At 39.5% G+C, this 17843-nt stretch carries 14 protein-coding genes and 1 tRNA gene; 3 read left to right on the top strand and 12 right to left on the bottom strand.

Annotation, left to right across the window (positions count from 1 at the left end):
• Window positions 1-10: 10 nt before the first annotated feature.
• The 10 genes from HMPREF9072_RS05340 to HMPREF9072_RS05385 form a co-directional block, all read right to left on the bottom strand.
• Entirely contained in the window at window positions 11-625 is a 615-nt protein-coding gene (locus HMPREF9072_RS05340) for a biopolymer transporter ExbD (protein WP_002673266.1), read from the bottom strand.
• Window positions 626-631: 6 nt separating this feature from the next.
• A complete protein-coding gene (locus tag HMPREF9072_RS05345; RefSeq protein WP_009410901.1) occupies window positions 632-1063 on the bottom strand; it encodes a hypothetical protein in 432 nt (143 codons plus the stop codon).
• A 28-nt stretch (window positions 1064-1091) separates the two neighbouring features.
• On the bottom strand, window positions 1092-1823 hold the full coding sequence (locus HMPREF9072_RS05350; RefSeq protein ID WP_002673269.1) for a MotA/TolQ/ExbB proton channel family protein: 732 nt from the start codon (window positions 1821-1823) through the stop codon (window positions 1092-1094).
• A 72-nt stretch (window positions 1824-1895) separates the two neighbouring features.
• Window positions 1896-1983: transfer RNA gene (locus HMPREF9072_RS05355), tRNA-Ser, on the bottom strand.
• Between the two features lie 69 nt (window positions 1984-2052).
• Window positions 2053-3081: an asparaginase gene (locus HMPREF9072_RS05360; RefSeq protein ID WP_009410902.1), complete on the bottom strand. Its 1029-nt coding sequence runs from the start codon at window positions 3079-3081 to the stop codon at window positions 2053-2055.
• Complete coding sequence (locus HMPREF9072_RS05365; protein ID WP_009410903.1) at window positions 3068-4201, bottom strand: 1-acyl-sn-glycerol-3-phosphate acyltransferase; 1134 nt, start codon at window positions 4199-4201, stop codon at window positions 3068-3070. Before HMPREF9072_RS05365 ends, HMPREF9072_RS05360 begins: the two co-directional genes overlap by 14 nt.
• 72 nt (window positions 4202-4273) lie before the next feature.
• Window positions 4274-5035, bottom strand: coding sequence for a TatD family hydrolase (locus HMPREF9072_RS05370; protein WP_009410904.1), 762 nt, complete (start codon window positions 5033-5035; stop codon window positions 4274-4276).
• A gap of 267 nt (window positions 5036-5302) precedes the next feature.
• Entirely contained in the window at window positions 5303-6523 is a 1221-nt protein-coding gene (locus HMPREF9072_RS05375; protein WP_009410906.1) for a DUF6051 family protein, read from the bottom strand.
• A gap of 67 nt (window positions 6524-6590) precedes the next feature.
• Window positions 6591-8099 carry a RagB/SusD family nutrient uptake outer membrane protein gene (locus HMPREF9072_RS05380; protein WP_009410907.1) on the bottom strand — a complete coding sequence of 503 codons (1509 nt, stop codon included), beginning with the start codon at window positions 8097-8099 and terminating at the stop codon, window positions 6591-6593.
• 9 nt (window positions 8100-8108) lie between these two features.
• Window positions 8109-11165 carry a SusC/RagA family TonB-linked outer membrane protein gene (locus HMPREF9072_RS05385; protein WP_009410908.1) on the bottom strand — a complete coding sequence of 1019 codons (3057 nt, stop codon included), beginning with the start codon at window positions 11163-11165 and terminating at the stop codon, window positions 8109-8111.
• A 465-nt stretch (window positions 11166-11630) separates the two neighbouring features.
• Here HMPREF9072_RS05385 and HMPREF9072_RS05390 point away from each other — a divergent pair, with 465 nt between their 5' ends.
• On the top strand, window positions 11631-12176 hold the full coding sequence (locus HMPREF9072_RS05390) for a hypothetical protein (RefSeq protein WP_009410909.1): 546 nt from the start codon (window positions 11631-11633) through the stop codon (window positions 12174-12176).
• 277 nt (window positions 12177-12453) lie between these two features.
• A complete protein-coding gene (metK, locus tag HMPREF9072_RS05395; protein WP_009410910.1) occupies window positions 12454-13707 on the top strand; it encodes a methionine adenosyltransferase in 1254 nt (417 codons plus the stop codon).
• 160 nt (window positions 13708-13867) lie between these two features.
• Here metK and HMPREF9072_RS05400 read toward each other — a convergent pair whose 3' ends face one another.
• Window positions 13868-15124 (bottom strand): hypothetical protein, encoded by a 1257-nt coding sequence (locus tag HMPREF9072_RS05400; protein WP_009410911.1) that lies wholly within the window; start codon window positions 15122-15124, stop codon window positions 13868-13870.
• 48 nt (window positions 15125-15172) lie between these two features.
• Window positions 15173-16312: a TlpA disulfide reductase family protein gene (locus tag HMPREF9072_RS05405; RefSeq protein ID WP_009410912.1), complete on the bottom strand. Its 1140-nt coding sequence runs from the start codon at window positions 16310-16312 to the stop codon at window positions 15173-15175.
• A gap of 371 nt (window positions 16313-16683) precedes the next feature.
• Between HMPREF9072_RS05405 and carA the strand changes: the two genes are divergently transcribed.
• On the top strand, window positions 16684-17784 hold the full coding sequence (carA, locus tag HMPREF9072_RS05410) for a glutamine-hydrolyzing carbamoyl-phosphate synthase small subunit (protein WP_009410913.1): 1101 nt from the start codon (window positions 16684-16686) through the stop codon (window positions 17782-17784).
• The last annotated feature ends 59 nt before the right edge of the window (window positions 17785-17843 follow it).

Here is a 17843-nt window from a genome sequence, read left to right on the forward strand (position 1 = left end):
CCTTCTAATTTTAGTGTTTCTTAGGTGCTGTTTCAAGCAATTTTCTTGGGAATAGCTCCTGTAATTTCACGATTTTAGGTTCTAACGCATCTTTCCTGTCTTTAGGAGTACGAGCTGCGTTAAATTCTTCCTCTATCTGAACGTAAGGTACTTCGTTAGGGAACAAACGTCTGCGTTCACGCTCACGTAACTCATTATATGCCTTAATCAATTCATTTTGTACAGCTATATAAGTGTGATATGAAGTTTCACGGTCGTTGCGCAAAGAAATAACTGCTTTATCTGGGTTGTCTGATGATAGAGGGTCTCTTTTACCTTTACAGTAAGTACAAGAACCATCTCCATTGTTATCCAAGAAATTAAGCGCTGTTTCTTTTACGTCTTTAAGTTCCTTAACTTCGTTGTTTATTAACAACTGGTTGTACTTGTTCACTACCACTACCAATACGTTTTTCTCTTTTACTGGTGGAGGTGGTGGCGTATTTTCTTGTGGTTTAGGAGGTAACTTTACAGTAATCCCTGAGTTGCTCTCAATAGTTGTTGTTACCAAAAAGAATATCAACAACAAGAAAGCAATATCAGCCATTGAACCTGCATTTACCTCGGGTGCGGAACGTTTTGCCATAATTTCTTATTTCATTAGTGCTTTTTTCACATTGGAAGCTATAAGAGCTACTACGGCTACCGCTACCAATATGTACAAAGCGATTAAACCTGTGCTTACCCATCTTCTTACAGATTCGCTGGCTTTCTTCACTTCGTCACTGGCATTAGCTTCTACAGCTCCTGAAGAGAAGATATAAGCTAAAAGAAGAACTACCACAAATCCTCCTGTATAGATAAGCGTTTTCTTAAGTGCTTTTGGTGAAGCTAAAATGTTTTGTGCCGCTGATATGATTACTGCTAACAAAGCTATTCCTAAAAGAACATATGTGAGCACAAACAAAGCTTGCATAGTACCGTTATTGGGATCCTCTGCGTTTGTAAAGAAAGACAAAACAATCCATAGAACTACCCCAATTACGCCCAAAGCAAGAGCTCCATATTTTGCTATTTTATACATACTTAAAGTTGTTTAATGGGTGAATAAATTATTTCATTTTTCTTGCTACTAAAAGGTCTATCAATGAGATAGAAGCATCTTCCATATCATTTACGATAGCGTCGATTTTAGCAATGATGTAGTTGTAGAATACTTGTAGTATCATCGCTACAATCAAACCAAACACTGTAGTAAGCAAGGCAACCTTGATATCACCAGCAATCAATGATGCGTCCAAACCACCAGCTGAACTAATCTTATCGAACGCTTCAATCATACCAATTACCGTACCCATAAACCCTAACATCGGTGCAATAGCAATAAAGAGCGAAATCCAAGATACGTTCTTTTCTAATTGTCCCATCTGTACACCTCCGTAAGATACTACTGATTTTTCAACCATATCAATACCTTCTGATGAACGGTCAAGACCTTGATAGAAAATAGATGCAACAGGGCCTTTTGTATTACGGCACACTTCTTTAGCTGCCTCAATACCTTTGCTATCCAATGCCTCTTCAATATCGGCAATTAGCTTTTTAGAATTGGTAGTCGCCATATTGAGATAAATAATTCTCTCAATAGCTACTGCCAAACCAATAATCAAGCAGAGCAAGATTGGAGCCATATAGGCAGGACCCCCTTCAATGAAACGCTCTTTAAATACTTGGTGGAAGCCTTTGCTTTGTTGCATCGCTTCAGTTGCTTCCTGAGCGCTAACCATAGCCACGTTTAAAATTAACATTGCTACTAGAAGTAGCTTAGATGACATTTTTTTCATTTGTTTAATCTTTTTAAATTGTTAGTTAATAATTTAATGTTTAATAATTATTCTGTTTTTTTTAGAAAGAAGCAGAGAGGAAGGGATTCGAACCCTCGATACGCTTGTGGCGTATATACACTTTCCAGGCGTACTCCTTCGACCACTCGGACACCTCTCTCTATGCTGTTTCTGAATGCCAAAGTAACAAATTATTTTTCTATCCCACAAGTTTTTTCTTAATTTTTTGCTAAATTTCTCCAGCTATATTTTCTTCAAACTTGATTTTGAATAGTTTATGAGAAATATTTTTTTTAAGCAAAAGCATCAATTTTGTGATTGCCGACTCGGTTGTGAGGTCTTTTCCGTCTATCACTCCCATCTTTTTGAGGGCTTCACTCGCTTCATATTTGCCCATCATCACACTACCTCCAGAACACTGGGTAACATTCACTATATGTATTCCTTTATTAATAGCACTCTGCAAACTCTCTACAAACCACGCATCGGTAGGAGCATTACCTGAACCGTAGGTTTCTAACACTACCCCTTTCAGATTTGGGATATTGAAAATACCATTCAGTATAGGTGCAGTAATGCCTGGGAACATCTTGATAATCGCTACGTTAGTTTCAAAATCTTTCCACACTTCTAAATGTTGCTTTTGCTTGCGGGGTAAAAGGTTCTCTTTCATCACCTTTAAATGTACACCACTTTCTACCAACAGCGGGTAGTTCAGCGAGGCAAAAGCTTGAAAATGCTCGGCGTTTATTTTGGTAGTGCGGTTACCTCGGTAGAGCTTGTACTCGAAATAGAGTCCTACTTCTTGTATCACGGGCTCACCATTTTCTTTTAGGGCTGCCAGCTGTATAGAGGTGATGAGGTTCTCTTTGGCATCGGTGCGCAAATCGCCTATCGGCAGTTGTGAACCGGTAAATATTACAGGTTTAGTAAGCCCTTGTAGCATAAAGCTTAAAGCCGAAGCCGAGTAGCTCATCGTATCACTGCCGTGCAACACTACAAAACCATCGTAGTGATTATACTCTCTTTCAATCACCTCAGCAATTTCAATCCAATGTTGGGGGTTCATATCCGAGGAGTCTATCACTTTTTCAAACGAGTGCACCGAGATTTCACAATCTAAGTGCGAGAGCTCAGGAATACGCTTGTAAAGATTATTAAACTCGAAAGCACGCAAGGCTCCTGTTTGGTAGTCCTTTATCATCCCGATAGTCCCCCCCGTATAGATGAGGAGCACTTTTGAATTATTGGTTTCCATCGAATTTGTTCTTTACAGGATTAGCGTACATCTCTAAGAACTTCTTTTGTGAAAGGTCTTCAGAATTGCTTCGGTTGTTCATTCGGCGTTCAAAACGTCGAAAATCTTTTTCGTTGTAGTATTCCTTATATATAGAGGTGTCGTTCAGCAAATCATAAGCAATATAATTCGCAGGAAACAACTTGTACTGTTGATGAATAGCACTGTCCAAACATTCAGCTAAGGCTTGCAATTGCTTGTTAAGATGCTGATGTGTGGCTTCTATAGTGTCTATCTGGTCGTACAGCGGTTGTCCTACCGAAATATGTACACGTCCTTTTTGTCCCAACAAGCCTTGAATGATGTTCTCAAAATCCTCTTTTTTAGATTTCACGTATTCTACCCCGTTATGTTGGGCAATAAGTGCAGGCAACTTCAACACATCAGTGGGGTCAAACTCATAGGAAATCGACATCGGTACTAAATTAAGTGTTTTCAGGTACTGCAAAGGTGATATATCTTCGGGAGCATTAAGGGTGAGCATCTTCAAAACCCCTTGCTGGGTACGGTCATCGCCGTTCTTAGTGCGCCCTTCTCGTTGCGCAATCCACACATTGCGATGCTCTTCTGTAATGCAGTGGTAAATATATTCCGATACCAATTTAGAATGCTCCAAAGCCTCTCGTGGGGGCAGACTCCTATATATAATGATATTTCTGTTGAGCATCGCCAATATCTTCAAATACTTTTTCCTGAGCAAATTGTCACCCATTGCCGAAGCCGTCATCGAAAGGTGATTGTCGTATAGGGCAACGTTTAATAAGGAAGTATCTAAAACAATATCGCGGTGATTGGAAACAAATACATAAGCTTTGCGCGGGTCTAAACCGTCAAACCCATCACAGGTAAATTCCGAAATACTTTTCTCAATCGCCTTAGTAACCACTTGATACATTATATCCTCCTGAAAATCGGACACCTTTTGGCAAGCAAGCAGTCGTCGCTCTCGCTCCTCAGGAGTTTCATCAGGAAATGCATAAGCCATCATCGCTCGAATCAAAGGATTATCTTTAATTTGCGACAAGGCACGTGCTACTTCGTTGTCGTTAAACGGACGTATGGACTTGAAATAATCGGTCATTTCAGATACTCTATATTCTCTTGTTTTGGATAACGAAAGGCAAAGTAACGAAATATATTTGATAATACCTAATTAAATCTTAAATATATTTGTAGCATTTTCGTCAGTAAGGCGTATAATCTCGCTTTCAGGCAAAGCATATATATCCGATAATTTCTCTACAACTTTCACTATATAAGCACTTTCGTTGCGTTTCCCACGGTAAGGTACTGGTGCCAAATAAGGTGAATCGGTTTCTAAAACGATATGCTGTAAATCTATATTTTTTAAAAACTGGTCTATCTTTCCGTTCTTAAAAGTTACCACTCCGCCAATACCTAAATGTAAGCCGTAGCCAATAGCGCGCTGAGCTTGCGCTTCTGTACCCGTAAAGCAGTGAAAAATGCCAAAAAGGTCGTCACTTTTTTCGGATTCTAAAATCTCAAACACTTCGTTGAAAGCCTCTCGACAGTGAATAACAATAGGCAACTGATGTTTTTTAGCCAACTGTATTTGCCTCTGGAAAGCCTCTTGTTGCTCTTTGAGAAAAGTTTTATCCCAATAAAGGTCGATGCCTATTTCGCCAATAGCACAAAAGAAATGCGATTGCATCAAATTCTCAACGTGCGCAAGTTCCTCCTGATAGTTTTCTTTCACGCTACAAGGGTGCAGACCGTTCATTAGGAAAACGTAGTCAGGATAATCGTTTTTCAGCTGAAACATTCGCTGGGTATAGCTCGCATCAATAGCTGGAATAAAACAACGGGTTACACCAGCTGCTTTGGCTCGTGCAATCATCTCGGTACGGTCAGCGTCAAATTCTTCTGAATATAAGTGTGTATGTGTATCTATCATCAGTTGTCAGCCGTTAGTGTTTAGTAGTTATTTACAATTATATAGGTTAAATACATCACAAGTGCAACTCCTAATAGCCAATATTTCTATAATCTTTCTTCACCTTATCTTCGGTATAGATTCGTCATTTATTCGTCTTTCCTTCGTCTTTTGTTCGTCCTTTAGCCACTGTAGACCCACTGTAGACCCACTGTAGACCCACTCTTCGTTCACCTTTCCTTCGTCTTTTGTTCATCATTCGTTATTCCTGTACTTCCCTTTTCCCTTTTACCTTTTACCTAAATAAAACGCTACTGCCGATGTTACAAACCTCTCAAAAGCCTCGGTTACTTGAGGAGCGTTCTTGGTAGTGAGAGCAAACGGACTCATATGGGTATACGGATAAGGAAAATCTTCTATTTGTACCTCTATATTGATATTTCTGTAGCCTCCTTTAAGGGTGTTGAGTGCCTCAATAGGAGGTGTTACCTCGTCCTTCTCCAATACTAAAGCTTTGATTTGCTTCTCCAACTGCAAAAAGCGCTGTTCACGTTCTTTCTGGTAATAGTTGTAGCGCAACATCGTTTTGAACCAACCTTCACCAAAATGAAGGTTACTGTCTTGATAATGTCTTAGGCGGTCGTCGTTCTTGAAATTGGTGCTGAGCAGTTCGGCAAAGGTTTTCTGCATTGTTATCGCTGCACGTCCGTCCATTATGTATTTAGAGATGGGGAACATACGGTCGATAGTCATACCTCCGCAGAAGCAAAAGAGTTTGGAATTAGTAAAATAGTCTTTGGGATTTGCCATCATCAATATTACAGAAAGGAAAGAGCCTATGGAATACCCAAAGAGGTCTACTGTAGCCGTAGGTGCAATAGTAGGGAGCAAGCCCGCTTTCAGGTCGGTGATGAGCTGTACTATGTCGTTATACGTTTGCAAACCCGACCAAAAGAGACGTTGAGGAAAGGCATCTAAACGCGTAGAAGTCGCCGCATTCACATAAGAGGTTTCCGAATTATCCGGAAACTCATTCATACGCTTTTGTGCAATAATGTACATTTCTTGGCGAGAGCTCCATCGCTCAGGGGCACGACTCATATGGAAGGCTATTGGGAAGAGCATTACTGCCTTACCTGTTTGTGTTGCCAATCCATAAGCCCACGGTAAGTATTTATCCCATTTCTTTTCGTTGAGTCCGTGAAATACAATAATCACTCCTTCAGCTTTTGGAGTTCCCAAAGGTTGTATTATATGATACTGGAAATGAATATTACAATCCACATCATAGTCAGCCCAATGGAGGTCGTCTTGCGCATCATTAAGCTGAGAAGGAAACGATAAGTTATGTTCTTGACAAAACAAATGCGGACTTCCTGGCAGGTAATACTTAGCCCCTTCGGAGAAGAAGCTATTATGCAAAATACGAATACCCAGCTCGGGTAATTCGGTATCGCACTGGGTATCGAAAACTGTTTTTAGTTTTTTGTATAATTCGTAATATTCCATATTTTTATAAATTAGAAAATTAGAAAATTAGCAAATTTTCACATTTACTAATTTGCTAATTATAGGATTACCAATTAGGATTTTGTTTCCAATTGCCTTGTTCGTAGTCTATATCATCTACTGGTATAGACCATACTATTTTGTAATAGTAATTACTTCCTACCTGAATATTGAGTTCACTATAATCAGAGGCAGGAGTATTCCTAATAGCCGTTACATCCTGAGGAGTGCCTCTTTTTACAGGCAATCCCCAGCGATTAAGGTCATACAGGCGGAAATCTTCAAAAGCTAACTCTCTATTGCGCTCGTTTTGTATGTCGGCAAAAAGGTTGCTTCCTGAGGTAGTAATAGCACTGAGCCCTCTTGCAGCACGTAATAGGTTTAAGTACTTTTTAGCATTAGTTTCATCATTGTTTTTATAGGCAGCTTCGGCTGCTATAAGGTAAGTTTCAGCTATGCGAAAAAGCTTAGCCTTATGCCCATAATAAAAATTATAACTATCAATAGGTTCTAATTCTCTATTTCGAGGGTACTTGTTTACAGCATAAAGAGAGCTAAACCCTACGGTTACTTCTTTCAAGAAAACATCTTTTCGCCAGTCGTCAGTAGTAAATAAATCTATAAAATCTTGAGTAGGCAATACATTAGGATTAGCGTCTATCTGTCCTGGGAAAAAGAAACTTTCACTTTCACCTAAATAGAGCTCATTGGTATTATCAGAAGTTTCATAAACTCCTGCATTAACAGCTGCATATAACTGAATAATACTCTCGGTATTATCATCTTCTGTCCATATTTTCTTGAAAGCATCGGCAGAGGTAGCCAATGGATAGCGATTAGTATTGATAAGCTCTACTGCTACTTGGTAGGCTTGTGCCCAATCATTTTTATAGAGCAATACCCTTGCTTTGAGAGCTCTGGCAGCATCGAGGGTGAAAGTATCAGCTCCTGCTGCTCCTGTTTGGCTTGCTAATAAGGTTTCAGCTTTCTGAATATCACTAAGTATAAAATCATAGGTTTCGGCTACACTACTGCGCGGAGGAAAGTTCTTGAGCGTAGGAGCTGTAAGCAGAGGTAAACCTAAATCGGTAGTTGCTGTACTACTGTTATAAGGTTTGCAAAAGTGCGTAACCAAATAGGTAAAGCAATAGGCTCGCCCTAAGTAGAGAGCTCCTGTAAGTTCTTGTATTTCTGATTGCTCAGGTATATTAGGGAAGCCCTTAATACCCGTGTTTATATCTTGAATGATAAGAAAGCGTTCTTTCCATATAGAGGCAGTAGCGTGCTCTGAAGAAGCAAACGTAGACCACCGATGCATATCGGGCAACTTTTCCATTGCTCCCGCAGCTGCGTTGAGATAATCGGCTTGGAGGTCTGAGGCATACATCTGTTGTCCCTGATTGTAATCACGCAAAGCGTTATACATCCCGTTTACCCACATTTCAGCATCGCGCTTATTCTTAAAACTGGTATTCTCACTGGCGTAATTATAAGGGTCTAAGTCCAAACGAGCACAACCCGTAGGCAACGACACCAAAAAAGAACATAAAAGTGCTATATATATTATTTTTTTCATTTTCCCTTTTTAGAATTTAAGTTCTACACCTATAGTAAATTGACGAGCAGGCGGATAACCTCCTCTTGATAACGTATTAGAAAACTCAGGGTCGGCTCCTGAATATTTGGTAATGGTGAAAATATTACGTGCCGATGCATATAGGCGCACTCCTGAAAAGAATCTCATTTGGTCTATTACCTCCTGAGGAAGCGCATAACTTAAACTTATACTCTTCAAGCGCATATAAGAGGCATTTTCGAGTAAGCGGGTATCTTTGCGCATATAATAAGCACTGCTGAGTTTAGGCAACTCTGTATCATCACCTTCTTGTTTCCAATAGTTAAACAATTCTCTATTAAAATTCTTACCTCCAAAAGTGCTTTGGTTTAAAGTATAGTATCGGTCTTCATTGATAAGCCATTTGCCCAAAGCATAAGAAAATGCCAAATCGAGTGATACATTCTTATAAGTAGCGCTTAGCCCAAAACCACCATTGATAGGTGCAAACATTTTCTTACCTGTAGTTTGTATTAGGTCTTCACTGAATTGGGTCGTAACTTTGGAGTCGTCTTTTTGTTGTATCATAGGGTTATCTTCGTTTCGTTGATACCATTCGGCATCTCCGTCTTTATTGATACCCTTAAATATTGGCAATGCCCATTGTAATGGTTCATTTAGCCTATATCCATTATTAAAAAGTCCATTCACAAAATTATCTTTGCTCAAGAATAGCGAGGTTACCTTCTGTTCATTGTAATTCATATTGAAATAAGGACGTATGCTTAAATCATTGTTCTTACTTCTATACGCAATCGTTGAAATAGTAAGGTCAAAACCTCTATTTTGCATATCACCTATATTATCCGGAATAGAAGTAAAGCCAGAGGCTGAGTTTATATAACGTTGTGCAAGAGTTTTATGGGTATTACGCTCATACACTTCAAAATTGATAGTAGTACCTTTGGCGATACCGATGTGCAAGCCGAGTGTTGTTTTCTGTTGTTCTTCCCACATAATATCGGGATTACCGAGCATCGCAATAAAATAACCTGGGGTTTGCTTATATAATTTTGAAGCATCTACCAAGGTTCTATTGCGATAATCACCAATAGAAGAGTTGCCCGAAATACCGGTGCTAAAACGCAAATCTAAGCTGGTAAGCCAATTTACCTTTTGCAAAAACTTCTCTTTTTTGAGTTTCCACATTCCTCCTATCGCCCAAAAATTGGCATAGCGATTATTTGAACCAAAAGCTGATGAACCATCACGGCGTGCTGATAGGTCTATAAAATAACGGTATTTATAAGAGTATTCCAAACGGGCAAAATAGGAATTAAATCCTGATTCAGATTGGCTATCTCCTACATTATATTCTTTAGTTCCGTGGCTGAGCATTGATAAAGCATCAGAAGGTTGCCCCTTAGACGATGCGTTGAACGAGCGCCACAGCGTTTCGATAGATTCTTGCCCCAATAGGAAATCAAAATCGTGTAAGTTCTTTATATTCCATTTGTATTGCAATAGGTTAGTATAAGTACGCTGTATATATTTATTGAGATAGCGAAAGGTTTGTGCTACCGTTTTGCTACTATCATTACTATAACGATAATCTATATAAGAAGGTAGAGGCCCTTTGCTTTCGGTTTCATTTACATTATACTGTATCCCTACTTGGCTTTTAAATGTTAAGTTCTTGATAGGTTCTATTAATAAATACCCTATAGGCAATATATCCTCAGTATAATCAATAGAAGGGTATTTTTCAGCCATATAATCAGGGTGAAAAAAGCCATTCTGACGATTAATAAAAGAAGGAATGTAATTCTTTCTCTTCCCATCGCTCTCTTTGGGAGAATAAATGGGGAGCGACAATATATCGGTTTCACTACCAGCGTTCGATACTCCTTCGGCAGTGGTAGTTCCTAAGGAGATTGAAAGTCCTGCTTTAAGCCAATCGGTTATTTGTGTGTCCAAATTAGTATTGAGATTATAGCGCTTGTAGTCCGAACGCGCCTTGATACCCTGTTGGTCTAAGTAGCCCAACGAAATGTAATAAGAAGTAGTATTACTTCCTCCCGAAATAGACACATCGGTGCGTGAGATAGGAGCGAAATCGCGAAAGAAAACTTTATCCCAACGTGTATTATAAGGATTTGCTGCCAAGATACTATCGGCGATAGCTCTTGCCGTAGTTTGGGTGTAGCCCGAACGCCTACCGAAAGCTACAATAGCATTGGGGTCTTTTTTTACCCAAAAGTCCATATACTCTTGTGGGCTCGCCATATTATCAAAGAATTTGCGAGTTACATTGGTGCGCATTGAAAAGCCCAACTGATGATTAATAGTAATATGAGTGCGCTCATTGCGTTTACCTCTTTTGGTAGTAATTAAAATCACCCCATTGGCAGCACGAGCTCCATAGATAGAAGTAGAAGCAGCATCTTTGAGTACTGTTACGCTCTCTATATCGGTAGGGTTATACATCGTCATTATATCGCCACTTACAGGGGCACCATCTATTATATACAAAGGTTCTGAGACTATCGTCTTATCAAAAACTGACATAAACGTGTTGAGCCCGTGAATGAGTACCGAAGAGCTTGCTCCTGGTCTTCCGGACTCGGTAGTTACCACCATACCTGCCACTTTACCTTGTAGTGCATCGGTGATATTAGCATTAGGAGTTTCGGCAAAATCTTTGCCTTTTACAGTAGCTACCGAAGCCACCGTGCGACTGGCTATTTTTTTGCTTCCATAGCCAGTTACCACTGTACCTTCTAATTGCTGAATATCGTCTTGAAGAACGATATCTATTTGGGTTACACCTGCCGTTACTTTCTTTTCGACAGATTTCATTCCCAAAAATGAATATTTGAGTACATCGCCTACTTGGGCATTGAGAGTATAGTTGCCATCAAAGTCAGTAGAAGTACCGTGTTGGGTGCCTTTTATAAAGACAAAAGCGCCCATCATAGGTTCACCTTTAGTGTCTTTCACCGAGCCCTTAATCGTTACATTTTGCGCTAAGGAAGGTAATACCCAAAGGAAAATACCTACAAAAACTAATAAATTTTTCAAATTCATAAATCGCTTTATTTTTCAGTGCAAAGTTTTCTAAAAAAAAATGAGAAAAACAAACAAAAGAAAAAAGAGATTCCTCTTTTAGAATATTTTTCTGAAAATAGAACTCAAAACAGAAAATAAATATGTTTTATAGCCTCTTTATTGACAAAATGGCGTTTTTAGAACACTGAGAGTTTATATACTGAAAATGTGATGAATATATTTTTTATGAGCGTTTTTTTGGGTAAAAAAAATTTTATATGGAGCTTATAGGAAGCTTGAACGAATCTTGGACGATAGATATAGGAATGTTACTGAAAGCCTTTGTACACCTTGGCTGAGCGCTATAAGGTAGTTACACTTATGTTCTGTTATTGGTTTTTCTAAAAAAGTATTATCTTATAGAAAAATACGCCATTGCTTATTGATAAGGTAAGATTTGGCTATTTGTAATTATTTATTATCTTTGCCGAAAAATATAAACATATGAATATGAAGCGCTTTTTATCAGCTATCACACTCCTTGTTATGAGCCACTTAGCTTGGTCACAAAGTCCTAACATTTTAGACCCTGATTACCAAAACAGCCGTCCTAACCCTTGGACTTATGGGGGAAATATAGGCATTGGTTACTCTACTTATGGATTGGGGATTGATGTATCGCCACGCTTGGGGTACAAAATCACTGAGGATTTGGAGCTTGCTGCTGTGGTGAATGGTTCTTTTCAAAACTCGGAATACTACCGCAGTTTGCTAGTGGGCGTAGGTCCTGCTTTAACCTATTACATAGGTAGGGTGGCGTATGTGAGTAGTTCTTATCAGCATTATTTTATCTCTCAGAAGCATAAAAGCACCAATTACAAATACAATACTGAGGAAGACGCCTTGTATGTGGGAGCTGGTTATATGCAAAATGTGGGGGGTAATGTGTATATACAGATAGGTGTGAGCTACAATGTGCTCTACAAGAAGGACAAAAGTGTTTTCAGCAGTGGTTTTATACCGAGTGTTGGGATAGTGATAGGACTTTAGTGTGAGCCACAGAGTGAAGTGCGGGCCACACAGGCAATTAGCACGACAAACAGGTGTGAGCGAATGAACAGTAGAGAAATTTATTTATTTATAATTGTTCATTTATAATTATTTTATACCTTTGCACCGAAAAACATAACAAGAGGACAAATTTGTACTGATTGCAACCTCTTGGGGTACTCCCCGAAAAATGCTAAAACAGTAATCTTTACTTGCTTTTCACGTCAGTTCCCCATTCTTCTTTACAATTGCGTCCTCTACTAAATCATAATTACCAATGGGATATTTATTCACCTCTGAGTCCGTTTCTGAAGGACACCCCGACAAAATCGCAGACCAAATAAGCGATGCTCTAATCGACAACTTTCTTGCTTTCGACCCTCATTCGAAGGTGGCGTGCGAGACTTTAGTTACTACCGGTCAGGTAATATTGGCTGGGGAAGTAAAATCGAACACCTACATAGATGTACAGCAAATTGCGCGCAACGTGATTGAGAAAATTGGCTATACTAAAAGCGACTATATGTTTGAAGCTAAATCGTGTGGTGTGCTTTCGGCAATTCACGAACAATCGCCCGATATCAATCAGGGGGTAGAGCGCGGTAAACCCGAAGAACAAGGCGCTGGCGACCAAGGAATGATGTTTGGTTATGCGGTAAACGAAACCGAAAACTATATGCCTCTTGCCTTAGACCTCTCGCACACTTTGCTGAGAGAATTAGCCGATTTACGTCGTGAAAACAAAGAGATTACCTATTTGCGCCCCGATGCGAAAAGCCAAGTAACCCTTGAATACAGCGATGACAACAAACCGGTGCGCGTGAACACGATTGTGATTTCTACCCAACACGACGAGTTCGACACGGAAAAGAAGATGCTTCAAAAGATAAAAGAAGACATTGTGAACATTCTCATACCGCGTGTGATTAAAAAGTATCCTCAATATGCACCATTCTTTGACGACAAGATTATTTACCACATCAACCCTACGGGTATCTTCGTGATAGGAGGTCCTCACGGCGATACAGGCTTGACTGGTCGTAAAATTATCGTAGATACGTATGGCGGTAAAGGAGCTCACGGCGGAGGCGCTTTCTCCGGCAAAGACCCGAGCAAGGTAGACCGCAGTGCAGCTTATGCTATGCGACATATCGCTAAGAACTTAGTAGCTGCAGGAGTAGCCGATGAGATATTGGTGCAAGTGAGTTACGCCATAGGGGTAGCCGAACCTACGGGCGTATACGTAAATACTTATGGTACAGCTAAGGTAAACCTCACCGATGGTGAAATAGCGAAGAAGATACAAGAAATCTTCCCTTTGCGTCCGTATGATATAGAACAACGCCTGAAACTACGTAATCCTATCTATAGCGAAACAGCATCTTACGGACATATGGGACGTACACCTAAGGTGGTAACCAAAGTGTTCTCGTCACCTTATCACAAAACAAAAACGATAGAAGTAGAGCTTTTTACTTGGGAAAAGTTAGACTTTGTAGAGAAAGTAAAAAACACTTTTTTTAATGATTAATGATTAGTGGTTAATGTTAATATTAATATAAAGAAGGCTGTCTGATATAAAACAGACAGCCTTCTTTTATTTTTTAGGAGGTGATATACAATGCAAATTAAATAGTTGGAAGGGAGAATATATGATAGAAAAACGATTTTTCACTATCCAATATTCTCTCTTAAAGCTCTATTTGGTATTGCAATACAAAAGTACCTAAGCGAGTGCTTACCTTTTTATCAGTAGCATCGAAGATAGGGCGGTTCTCATAGCCTAAGGAGAGTTTGCTCTTTTGTCCGTTAAAATAAGTATTCACGCCTACTGAATAGATATTCACGTTGCTGTTGAGGGCTTTATAGTTAGCAAATCGCCAGCCTGCATTGGGTTGTACACGGATATTACAATTTTCCCATTTAGGAAGCAGATAGCCTAATTGCAAGAATAAGGTACTACCTGTACCTATGGCGGGAGTAGCATTGCCAGCTCCATTAAGAGAGGTTCCTCCTGCAAAAATGCTATTAGCACCCACACTTCTCACATAATCACTACCAAAATGAGTGCTGTTAAAGCCTAAATAAGCGGTAATAGCGTCGTTGTGTTCAGAAATAGGAGTATCTATAAAAAAGTCGATTCCTAAATTGAAGTAATCGCGATAGGAAGTATTAGTTCCATCAGTGATTTCTCTTATTTTAGCTTGATATTCATAGCCAATACCGAGATTCATTATGTGTTTAGTTCCTAAATAAGTGCCATTACCTCCGCTAGTAGGCAATTTGTTGCTCTCATCGTCCCAAAACTCATATTTTAGGTAAGAGGAAGTAAGCACTTTGGGTTGCCCTTTGCTATAATTAAAAGCTGTACGAACATTATCAGAGGGGGCAGGTGAATTTTGCAAAGACACGAAATAATCAATCTTTCCTAACTGACCTTTGGCGTAAACACCTATCCTACGCCCCATATCATCGAAATGATTAAGGGTGTTAAGATAATAAACGGAAGGGTCGAGAGTGAGCATAGAGCCATTAGAGAAAGTGTTGGAAAAACGCCCAGCTCCTGCAAAGGTGGTCTTGGCTACCCCAATGCTCAATTTTTCGCTAAAAGTATACTGACCGAGCACGTCAAGCAAACGGAAATCGGAGCTTTGGAGGGTACTTTGGTTGAGATTATTATTTCCCATTAGGATATAGAACAACCATTTCTTTTCTACTTGGGCGAAGAAGCCTAAGCGATAACGCCGTACAGAAAGGTCGAATACCTTATCGGCAGGTTCACCTTGTACGGTAGTACCAGGGTTTGTTTCGGTAAGGCGAGCCCAAAACTGTCCACGCACAATACCTTGAATAAAAGTGTCGCCTTCTTCGTCGAAATTATGACGAAGCAACTGAGCTGAGGCAGGAATTGCCATCAATAAAGCTACTAAAAATAGGATTCTTTTCATTTTATGGTATAATATTGGTTTAAAAAGTATTTTCTTAACACAAAGTTTCTATTTAGCTTTCGAATTAGTAAGAGCCATTAAACTCACATCTATCAATTCCTTCAAGTTTTTATCGGAAGGCATTGGTGCATTGCTGTTGATGATATTAGCCTGTGCATCAATAAGCATATAGCGAGGGATACTTCGCAAGTCGTACAAAAACTTATAAGTATCTTTCACTTCTGGGGTGGTATACAGATGAATACCACTTAGTTTATCATTCTTTACCATCTCTTTCCACGCTTCTTTATCACGGTCTACTGAAATACTGAGAAAGACAATAGGCTTACCTTTATAGGATTGCTGTAAGGCTTCTAAGGCGGGCAACTCTTTACGGCAATCAGGGCAATAAGTAGCCCATATATCTACAAATAGCAATTTGCCTTTGAGGGGTAAACTCTCATATTTCACTTCTTTATCGTTCAAGTCGGTAAGAGCTTTAAAAAGAGGGAAAGGTTGTCCTGCTTTGAGTCGGTTTACTGTAGCAATGCGTCCTGAAAGAGCGTTTAACAGTTCGTTATCTTTTACTGCCTTTTGCACTAAGGCTATAATCTGTTCATTGGTAGTCTCAGCCGAGGTAGCCGATACTCCTTCGATGAGCAAAGGGGTGAGGTTTTCTTTAATATTTTGTGATTTAAGCGTATTGAAATCGGCTAAAATCTTACCCCACGGGTCGTTGAACTCATATTGCACTTGATAGCGATAGATTTTCAGTTGGAAGCAATTATGCACTAAGGTTTTATAAGCATTATACGCATCGAAATCGGTAGCGTTATCTAAATCTACATCTTTAAGAGATTCTTCCAAGGCTTTGATAGCAGGGGCTTCTTCTTCGGTATATTTGCGATGATTCAGTAAATAAGCAGAAGTAAGAGACAAAAGTTCGTATTGGTTCTCTTTCTCTTCTTTAACTATAAAATCAGAAGGTAATCCTTTAGCGTTAGTTAACACCTCAGCGCATTGTTTACTTATCGCTTGTAGGTTCTGCTGAAAAGCAACGGGGTTCTGCCCTAAAAGTTCATTTTGCTTTTCGGGAGTTTGCAAACCTATAGCTTCCTTTTGTTGCTGATACGCTTTTATGGCTTCTTCAGGATTGGTACAAGCACTCAATCCTAACACAATGAGAAATGCAATAAATAGTTGTTTCATAGCTTTAGAATTTAAAATAATGACAAAGGTATAATATTTTTTTGGAAATAGGAACTTTTTTTATGAATATTTAAATAATGGTTAATGATTAATGGTGTAATTGGGGGAGGATTATACAAAGCTTATAGGATAATCGAACGATGAGTGGTTTTTCAGTGGCTCTACAGTGGCTCTACAACGAACAAAAGACGAACAATGAACGAACAATGAATGGAGATAAGATGAAGATAAGATGAAGATAAGATGTATATTGATTGTATTTCAGGGTAATATTGAAATAATTTTAATAGGTTTAGGCTAAAAAATATCATTGATTATTTATATTTCAAAAATATTTTGTACCTTTGCAGTCGATTTAAGGAAATAGCACAATGAAGTATCAACAAAAGAAAAAAGCGGTATTACTCCTTGCTGATGGCACTGCCTTTTATGGTAAAAGCGTTGGCTATGAAGGTACTGCTTTTGGCGAAGTGTGTTTCAATACGGGTATGACGGGCTATCAGGAAATATTTACTGACCCTTCGTACTTTGGTCAGATTATGGTGATGACCAATGCTCACATCGGTAATTACGGTATCTGTGAAGACGACAACGAATCGAATGGTATGAAAATTGCAGGGCTGGTATGTAGAAATTTTAGTTATGATGCCTCCCGTGCTGTTGCCGAGGAAACCTTGAAAGACTTTTTAGACCGTAACCACTTGGTAGCCATTTGTGAAGTAGATACTCGCGCTTTGGTAAGTTATATTCGTGATAATGGCTCGATGAACGCTGTTATTTCCACAGAAACTGACGATTTAGCACTGCTCAAAGCTCGCTTAAATGAGATTCCTAATATGAAAGGTTTAGAATTGGCATCGAAAGTGTCGGTTACTGAACCTTATTTTTTTGGCAATCCAGAAGCGAAGTACAAAGTAGCAGCGCTCGATTTCGGCATCAAGAAAAACATCTTACGCAACTTGGCAGCCCGTGATATGTACATCAAAGTATTTCCGTACAACACGCCTTTGGCTGAGCTTAAAGCGTGGAACCCCAATGGCTATTTCTTGTCTAATGGGCCTGGCGACCCCGAACCGCTCACCGAGGTGATTGCCCAAGTAAAGCAGATGATAGCAGAAGATTTGCCTATCTTCGGCATTTGCTTAGGACATCAGATTATTGCACTGGCAAACGGCATTAGCACTTACAAAATGCACAACGGTCACCGTGGTATTAATCACCCTGTGAAGAATTTGCTTACAGGTAAGGACGAGATTACCTCTCAGAATCACGGTTTTGCTGTGAATAGAGCAGAGGCAGAAGCTAATCCTAATGTGGAAATCACGCATACCCACCTGAACGACAATACTGTGATGGGTTTACGAGTGAAAGGCAAGAAGTGTTTCAGTGTGCAGTATCACCCTGAAGCCGCTCCTGGTCCTAATGATGCGACGTATTTGTTTGACCAATTTGTGGAGCAATTGGGGAATTAGAAAATAAGGCAACATCCCCCCTACCCCCTTCGAAGGGGGAAGTAGCGATGGTCATCACA

The organism is Capnocytophaga sp. oral taxon 324 str. F0483 (assembly GCF_000318315.2).
GTDB lineage: Bacteria > Bacteroidota > Bacteroidia > Flavobacteriales > Flavobacteriaceae > Capnocytophaga > Capnocytophaga ochracea.